General features: G+C 53.2%; 6 protein-coding genes. 3 read left to right on the forward strand and 3 right to left on the reverse strand.

The window, feature by feature from the left end; all coding sequences use genetic code 11:
* Positions 1–65: 65 nt before the first annotated feature.
* Together ACFIO0_RS21910 and ACFIO0_RS21915 are read right to left on the reverse strand one after the other, a co-directional pair.
* Complete coding sequence (locus ACFIO0_RS21910) at positions 66–2,246, reverse strand: protein kinase (protein ID WP_390915579.1); 2,181 nt, start codon at positions 2,244–2,246, stop codon at positions 66–68.
* 53 nt (positions 2,247–2,299) lie between these two features.
* The gene (locus ACFIO0_RS21915) at positions 2,300–2,860 is read right to left on the reverse strand and encodes an OmpA family protein (protein WP_390915580.1); all 561 of its coding nucleotides are present in this window, start codon (positions 2,858–2,860) and stop codon (positions 2,300–2,302) included.
* Positions 2,861–3,053: 193 nt separating this feature from the next.
* On the opposite strand from ACFIO0_RS21915, the gene ACFIO0_RS21920 reads away from it, so the two are divergent.
* From ACFIO0_RS21920 to ACFIO0_RS21930, 3 genes are all read left to right on the forward strand, one after another.
* Positions 3,054–3,908, forward strand: a complete 855-nt coding sequence (locus tag ACFIO0_RS21920; protein ID WP_390915581.1) for a M15 family metallopeptidase — start codon at positions 3,054–3,056, stop codon at positions 3,906–3,908.
* An 80-nt stretch (positions 3,909–3,988) separates the two neighbouring features.
* The gene (locus tag ACFIO0_RS21925) at positions 3,989–5,476 is read left to right on the forward strand and encodes a caspase family protein (protein ID WP_390915582.1); all 1,488 of its coding nucleotides are present in this window, start codon (positions 3,989–3,991) and stop codon (positions 5,474–5,476) included.
* Between the two features lie 54 nt (positions 5,477–5,530).
* On the forward strand, positions 5,531–6,655 hold the full coding sequence (locus tag ACFIO0_RS21930; protein ID WP_390915583.1) for a methyltransferase domain-containing protein: 1,125 nt from the start codon (positions 5,531–5,533) through the stop codon (positions 6,653–6,655).
* On the opposite strand, the gene ACFIO0_RS21935 is transcribed toward ACFIO0_RS21930, so the two are convergent.
* Positions 6,652–7,488, reverse strand: coding sequence for a hypothetical protein (locus tag ACFIO0_RS21935; RefSeq protein ID WP_390915584.1), 837 nt, complete (start codon positions 7,486–7,488; stop codon positions 6,652–6,654). The genes ACFIO0_RS21930 and ACFIO0_RS21935 overlap by 4 nt on opposite strands.
* Positions 7,489–7,541 lie beyond the last annotated feature (53 nt).

Raw genomic sequence — 7,541 nt, forward strand, 5'->3', positions numbered from 1 at the left:
ACTTGACCGCCAATCGTCTGGGTAACACGCGGTCCTAAAACTGTATCGGTTCTGGCGGGGTCACATTATTTTTGTGCCGTCGTCAAAATCCGGCTATCCAACGATTTAATGATCCCAACGCGTTCACCCAGCGCGTTGGCATATCCACCTGCGGATTCCGTCGTGGGGCGCAGCCCGTCAAAGATTTGCTCGCCCGAATGCAACACGATGATCTTGGTTTTCCCAAGCGCGCTGTCATCCACAACAAAAGCCAGTTTTGTACCGTCCGCGGCATCTGCCAAACTGTGGGCAACACGAATGCTAACTGGGCCGTCGCTGCCACCACGCAGCGTCGTGACGCTGTTGTCCTTGAGCAGCAGATTGGGCAGCAAGTGGAACACATTTCCAGACACATCCAAGGCCGACACGAACAAATATCCGTCGGTGATTTCCGAAGGAATGACCACGTCAATCACAGGATTTTCCCCAACGAAAAAGTGGCCTGAGCTGTTGACGGTGTTGTCAGGGCCAACCCTGAATTCCACATCAACGGCAGCTTGTGGCGCATTGGGCAAAACACTGTCGACCAAGCAAAGCGTTGGGTTTAGCACATCAACTTCGAGCACCAGATCGCGGTCCCCGATGGACTCCGTCAATTCGTCAGACAAGGCAACACGGGTTGCTATGTCTGCGACGCGCCCTGCAACGATCACTTGGCTTGCGTTTGGATAGCCAGCCAATGGCGCGTCAACAACGTCCAGTTCACCGCAGTTTTGGTGGCCTGCCAAAATCTGGTTCACAGCGCCGGCACTTAGAATGCGGGGTCCTAGATCAATCTGAATGACGGCTTCAAATGCGCCAATCATGTCCACTTGTTTCAGCGCAGTGGTCAGGTTACGTTGTTCGGCTTTGTCGTAGGTAAGGCCGGTGATCCGAACACGGTCGCCATCTGCCAAAACCCGCCATTCAGGCAAGTGATCGACAGTGTCGACGAGACGCAAAACATCTGCTTCCCATGTTGGGGTGATGTCACCACTAGCGAGGGTCAATTCGGTTGTACCGCCCTCTTGCGCGATCAAAGTGGCCAAGGTGTTTTGGGCATTCTGGGACGGCACGAATCCGACGGCTTGTGCCAAACCGCTTTCAGAACGCGAGGCCACCAACGTGTAGGATTCCTCGAACGGGTACTTGGGGCCAAGCAGCCCGTCCAATGCACCGGACACATATGCGCCGCCACCCAAAGCGGCGATCGCAAGCACACCAAGAACGGGGATCACAGCGCCACGCGATTTTTTCGGTTCCGTCTTTTGAACTTGCGGGGCAGGGGATTTGGCCACGACTTTGACAGGCTCGACGACTGGTTGTTTCGTCACAGACTTAGGCGCGATAATCGTGCGGTCCATGTCTTCAAGGTCGGGTTCAATCGCGGCTGAAACCATCGGCTGCGGCGCTATGATTTCCTCAAGCACTGCTTGCGCTGTTTGCAACCGGTGTTCGCGATCAGGCTGGGTCATGCGATCAACAAGTGACTTCAGCGGCTCAGGAACGCCGGTGGTGTCCAGCGGTTCACTTTTCTTTTGGACGACCTCCATCGGGTTGTTGCCGATGTTTGGTGCTTTGCCCCTAAAGGTGGACAACAACATCGCCCCCAAGGCATAAATGTCAGCCCGCGCGTCCGTTTGCCCACTAAGCTGCTCTGGCGCGGCGTAGGCGTATTTGCCGGCAAATTCGTTACCGACGATGGTCTCTGCACCCGGATTAGTGTCTTTTGCGATCCCGAAATCAATAATGACGGCGTCGGCAGGATCACCATTGCGCAGAATAATATTGTCGGGGGATAGATCGCGGTGGACAATGTTTTTCGCGTGGGCCGCGACCAGCCCTTCGGCAACCCGTTTGCCAATGATCATCAAATCATCAGCGGACATTCCACCGTCTTTAAGCTTGCGATCCAGACCCGGACCGTCGACATAATCCATCACCAGATAGACGTGCCCGTCGTCGGTACGCTGATTGTCATAATACCGCACAATCGCGTCGTGACGGATTTCGCGCATGTCTTCTTCGCGCGTCATCAAGGCCAGAAAATCTTCGTTGCGGGAAAATTCTGTGCGCAAAGCCTTTAGGGCAACAACCCTGCCGGAAATCTCGCTTTTGGCGCGGTAGACTTCGGACGTGCCGCCGCGTCCCAAAACCTTGTCGATCTTGTACGTGTTGTTTAGAACATCCCCAATTTGAAAGATGCCACGGGTGCTGTCAGAACTCACAGTCCATCCTCGCTTGGGTTAAGAAATGTCACGTCGCCAAGCCGAAGACCTGCTTAACCAAGCGCCTGAAATTCAACCCGACGGTTCACATCGCCACGTGGATCGCTTGGATCAAACGGGAACCGCTCACCCACACCAAGTGCTTCCATCCGGTCCGCTGGATAGCCACAATCGGACGTCAGGAACCGTTTCACTTCTTCGGCACGCAATTTTGACAGACGTTCGTTATAGCTGGCAGACCCCGACGCATCGGTGTGGCCCAAGATCCGGATTTTTTGAACATCCGCGGCCTTTAAGGCATTGCAAAGCTGGATCAATTTCGGTTTCTCATCTGCGCGCAGAGCGGCAGAATCAAAATCAAAAGACACGTTTACGTTCACCTGTTCGTCTTTGGGAATGATGGTGGCCACTTCTTCGGGGGCCGCCACAACCGCAGCTGCGGAATTGGCCGTCGTCGTTTCAGGCTTTGCGGCCTGAGGCGTCGCAATCGTCAACCCGCGGGTTTTTTGCTTTTTGAACCGCTCGGCCATGTCTTGGACTGCTGTGGTCGGCGTTTCTTGGGAGATCGCAGGAGCGCCAAAAGCGATCGTTGCGACCAAGGCTGTAGCCATCATTGTTTTTAGACGCATCATCTTTGCAAAGCTCTCATAAAATAGGTGTGTTTTATACGCAAACAGTATAGCAACAGTGAGGCGATGCCAAATCTTTTCGCCGATTTCAAAGTGATAAGGTCCAATTGCAGGTCCCTGTCCGGCGAAGACCAAATTTCAGTCGCACCAAAGAAGTTGTCAAAAGATTGATCTCAAAATGCGTATTGTTCCATTCATCATTTTAGCCATAATTTTACTGTCTGTGCCGCTGGTTTGGCTGGGTCTGCAAAGCATGGTTGACGATGACGAATTCACCACAGAAACCGGATCAGGCATCGACAGTGGCGCGCGGATCGAAATCGAACGCCTGCGCCAACAGGTTGAAGCATTGCAGGGCAAGATTGAAAGCATCGACAAGAAAGTCACTGAAATTGCGGCCAGACCGGTCGCATCCCAAGCGCAAACACAAGCCACCGGGGGGCTGTCAGACGAGCCTTTGACCAAAGAAGGTCCAAACGCAATTCTGGATGCCTATGCCCAAGTGGTTCTGATCGCCAATCGCCGCAACGTGAACCCGGGGATCTCTGTTGGTGGCTCGCGATGGTTAGAAGGGTTCTTGGGTCGTCCCCGTCAAAATCTAAGTAACGATTGCGAAGCGATGACGAACCCGAAACTAAAAAGTATGTTGGTTTTGGCGGATGTTGGCCCCATTCGTGTTCGCATGTTGCAACCCGCCGTAGACAGTTTGACGCGGGTTTTTGAAAAAGTGCGTGCGACTGATCCCGATCTTTACGCGCGGATTGCGTCTTCGGGATCGCTCTGTGTGCGCCAAATTCGCGGCACCCAAGGGCGCACCTCGACCCACTCTTTCGGGTTGGCTGTTGACCTGAACATCGATGGTCGCTTGGACACTTTGGGCGATGGAAAGACCCAATTGGGCCTGACAATTCTGGCTGATTTCTTCCGCGAAGAAGGCTGGGTTTGGGGGGCCGGTTTCACTCGCGAGGATTCAATGCATTTCGAAGTCAGCAGACAGATGTTGGAGCAATGGCGTAAAGACGGTATAATATAGCGCGGTATCGTGATTGGATTGCTAAGGCGATCCGCGCCAAACTATTGATGATTTTATCAAATTTTTGAGGATGTTCGGCTATGCGTTTCATTATTGCTTTTGCCTTGTTTTTGTTGCCTGTCACCGTTTTCGCAAACGAGCGGGTCGCGCTGGTTATCGGAATGAGCGACTACAAAAGCGTGGTCAAACTGGACAACACATTGAACGATGCCCGCGACATTGCGGAAACCCTCGAGAACATTGGGTTTAGGGTCACAACTGCCTTGGAAACCAGCGCCGCGGACCTGCGCACGATTGTGGATGAATTCGCGTTTCGCTCTGAAACCGCTGATCTTGCGTTGATCTATTACGCTGGTCACGGTGTCGAAGTGCAGGGCGAGAATTTTATCATTCCAGTCGATGCTGATGTGCAATCCAATCAAGACATCCAGCGGCAGGGCGTGTCGCTAAAACAGCTGTTGGCATCGGTGGAAAATGCCCGACAAATGCGGATCGTCATTTTGGATTCTTGCCGCGATAATCCGTTCGGTGACGCGTTGGATATTGCGGCACTTGAAGAAACTGCCATCATCGCCGAACAAACCCGCAGCGTCGGGTCCGCAGGATTGGCCGAACCTTCGCCTGATCGCGGAACAATGGTTGCTTTTGCTGCAAAAGATGGCGAACGCGCCCTTGATGGCACTGGCGAAAACAGCCCCTTTGCATTGGCCTTGATGGAAAACTTGGTCAAGCCGGACTTGGAAATCAGCCTGATGTTTCGCCAAGTCCGCGATCAGGTTCTAGAGGTCACTCAAAACCAGCAAGAACCGCACACCTACGGATCGCTGTCTGGCACTCCGTTTTATGTTGCGGGTTCAGGATCAGACGCGGCCGTGATCACGCACGAAAACCCGCGCGTCGCTTGGGCCGAACTAGAGTCCGATCAAGAGGTGCAATTGGCCTCGCTTGCCAGTCAGGGCGACACCCGCTCGATGCTGGGGCTGGCGTATATGCGCCTGAATTCGGTCGACACACGCTACGCTCCGAATGAGGCCGCAGAGTTTCTCGAACGTGCAGCCGAAGCCGGTTCTGCCGAAGCCCAATTCGAACTAGCGCAACTCTATGAAAAAGGACTGGGCGTCACCCAGGATTTTGATCGTGCTTTCGATCTTTATGACCAATCCGCGAAGCAGGGGTTTGCCGACGCTTTGAACGACCTTGGTTTTATTTATTATCAAGGCGGATTGAACGTCACACGTGATCCGAAACTGGGTTTGGAGTATTTTCAAAAGGCCGCGGACGAACGTCACCCGCAAGCGATGTTCAACGTGGCAGCTCTGATCGACGATGGCGTCATTACCGACAAAGGGATCGATGACGCAGCTGAATATCTGTATCGCTCGCTGCGCACCGGCAGCGAAGATGTTTATAACTTGCTGCGCGACCGCCCCACAATGTTCAAGCCAGAGACGCGCAAAGCTTTGCAGCGCATCCTGTCGCAATATGCATTTTACAGCGGCACGATTGATGGTGATTTCGGACCTGGCACGCAGCGCAGTATCCGCGCGGCGTATGGGCTGACCGAATAAGGTTCAACTTTATAAGGTTCAACTTTGGCGCCCCCTTTTCAGGAGTTGCACATTTTGCACGAAATCATCGAAGTCACCCAGCTTAAGAAAGAGCTGGATCAGATCCTGTTAGACTTGGAAGACCATATAAAAACCATTGGGTCTGAACTGACAAAACCGGTCAATGTGGATTCCAGCCTGATCACCCGCACCTTGCCCGAAATCACAAGATTATCGCATAAATTCAGGCAGTTCATGCCCAAAGCGGCATCAGCGCGGGATCTCTTTGTCCAAAGAAATGGGCCGCTGACGCCCGAGCAATCAAATGTTTGGTCACAATTTAACACCAGCCTATCCCGATACAGCACCTGGATCACCAGCGCGCCCAGAATTGAACGACTGGTCCGCCAACAAATTCCCGTTGAGCGCAATACGCTTTATCGCAACCCATCCAATGTCCTGAACGCCACCGTCAGCCAACTGTCTGTAAGTGATCAGATATTCGAAAACTTACATGATATTCTGAACCAAAATTCACAAAATGACGATGCGCGGGATCACGGGTGTTTTGCGGACATTGCATTGCCTCAAAGTGTTTTCATCGAACACGTTCATGCTGCCCACCGCGTTTTGCTGGCCAAAAGATTACGTCACCCGTCGCGTTTTCTGGATGTCGGATGCGGGGGCGGGCTCAAGGTGTTGAGCGCGGCGAATTTCTTTGAAAGGGCCGATGGGCTTGAATTTGACCCGGGGTATGTTGCGACAGCGCAGCAGCTATTTAAGGCCAGCGAAACCGGCAGGTGTCACGTGATCGACGCCGATGGGCTGACATTTGAAAACTATGGCGATTATGACGTCATCTATTTCTACCGTCCGATGCGTGATCCGGCACTTTTGCGGCAGTTGGAAGAACAGATTATTCAAACAGCACAACCAGGAACGTTGATCATCGCGCCTTATACGATGTTTGATTATCGCTACGCGGAACTGGGCTGCGGCCGTATCGACGGTCGGTTGTACATAACCCAGACGTCGCAATCGGATGCTGACGCGCTGCGGCGGATCGCTGAGTTAACCGGTGTCGCAGTGACCCGAAAAGTCCAGGACGCCGTCAGCATTTGGACCCCAATCGTCGAGGCGTCTAGGGCAAAAGGGTTTACCTTTGAAAACGACGCCGAGGGCTACAGCACCTTGTACTAATTGGTCTCGATTTCCACCAGGCCTGTGCGGTCTGAAAACACCATGACCTTTTCCGGTTCGGAATCGTTGATCCCGACAATCGCCAATGCGACATTGGTTTGCTCGTCCGTCAAAGCCTCCATCGCGTTCAGATCATAACATTGGAACGTGTTGCACACAGGCCCACGCCAGCGACGTTCCAGCGTACATCCCTGATGCCCCTGATACACGCACGCGTCTTTGACGGACGTTTCGGGCAATGCATCCAGGTAGTGGCCGATGACATCTTGGGGGTCTAATTCAGGGTTATTTTGGCGCACATAATACACACTTTTGCGGGTCAGAAACGCGTTGTTCTTCCGGCCAAGCTTGCAACAATGCCCTTGGCATGCCGCACATCCTGCTGCCAAAACCGGGGACTGAGTTGCAGTTCCAGGGACATAATCCGACAGGTCGATTGCACCCGGTTCAACGGCAAAAGCTTGCTCTACGATATGCTCCAAATGGGTTTGAAACCGTTCACGTTCTTCCTCTGACAAAAGCTCCAAAGGCTCGTTTTGGAATGGAACGACGGCGATCGACACATCCTCAGGACTAGAGGCAAGCGCATCAGCTGCTTGCACTAATTTTCCGCGCGCTTTGCTTCGGGCGTCAGCCTGACGTTCCCGGTAGTCGCTGTCACGTTGATCCTCGCGTGCCCGTTCCCCTTTGACAATATGGGTCGTAAAACAGTCCGGGGCACCGCAGTGCCCGGGTCGTATGATTTGTTGTGCAGAGATGACCGATCCGCAATACGGACATGAAATTTTGGCCGCCGCACGTTGCGCCATTTGTCGGTCTTCATCACTGACCATATTGATCCCTTTTCAGTCAAATGCTTGCGGTGCAGTTGCTTTGTTTCAAACAG

Origin of the sequence: Pseudosulfitobacter sp. SM2401 (assembly GCF_042932805.1) — a bacterium.
Lineage (GTDB): Bacteria > Pseudomonadota > Alphaproteobacteria > Rhodobacterales > Rhodobacteraceae > Ascidiaceihabitans.